3 protein-coding genes are annotated in these 673 nt (G+C 43.7%); all 3 read left to right on the top strand.

The annotated features are described in order from the left end of the window. The coding region (locus ADIWIN_RS21390) for a hypothetical protein (RefSeq protein WP_235047099.1) at positions 1–201 on the top strand (201 nt) is incomplete at its 5' end. After that, positions 128–460, top strand: a complete 333-nt coding sequence (locus tag ADIWIN_RS22425; protein ID WP_498370484.1) for a hypothetical protein — start codon at positions 128–130, stop codon at positions 458–460. The genes ADIWIN_RS21390 and ADIWIN_RS22425, both read left to right, overlap by 74 nt. Before the next feature lie 13 nt (positions 461–473). Beyond that, positions 474–673: hypothetical protein (locus tag ADIWIN_RS21385; RefSeq protein ID WP_235047098.1), on the top strand; the 200-nt coding region annotated here is incomplete at its 3' end.

Below are 673 nucleotides of genomic sequence, written 5' to 3'. Positions count from 1 at the left end.
ATAATCGGGCATCGGTCGATCCCAAAGACAGTATTGGCTGGTTCAAGAACCGCGACTTTAATGCCAGCGAAAATGACCATAATTTATTCGTACCGAAGAAAACAAGCAACAAAAAGAATGGGTGTTAATGGAGCACAATGGGCCGGGAGCTATTGTGCGTACCTGGATGCCTTACTTCCATGCCGACAAACCGGATACTGACCTACAGATTAAAATATATTTGGATGGGAATGCTGAACCGGTGCTAGAAGGAAATGCCTTGGGATTACTGAATGGAACGGGTCTAATACCCTATCCCTTTGCCCATCAATCCTTGCGCTCAGCAGTATCCTTCTTCCCGATACCCTGTGCCAGAAGTTGTAAAATCACAACTACAGGGCCACCATTCTTTTATCAGTTTACCTACCGCCAATACTCGGAAGGAACAGCTGTGAAAACATTTACGATGGAAGATTTTTGACAAATCTAAAAATTTGGTTGAGCAAGTTGGAAAAGAAATCTTAAACCCAACCAACTACAGTGAAGGAGAGCAGGTAAAGGTGCAAACAACTTTGCTTGCAGGCGAAGAAAAAACCATAGTCCTACCTGAAGGGAAGGCAGCCCTTAGGACACTTGCACTCAAACTTGGTTCTTATGAAAAAAGCGAGCGTATGCGCTCCACGATTATTAAAAT

The sequence above is a fragment of the Winogradskyella psychrotolerans RS-3 genome (genome assembly GCF_000427335.1).
In the GTDB taxonomy this organism is placed as follows: Bacteria; Bacteroidota; Bacteroidia; order Flavobacteriales; family Flavobacteriaceae; genus Winogradskyella; species Winogradskyella psychrotolerans.
This window is presented reverse-complemented; position numbering and strand designations above follow the sequence as displayed.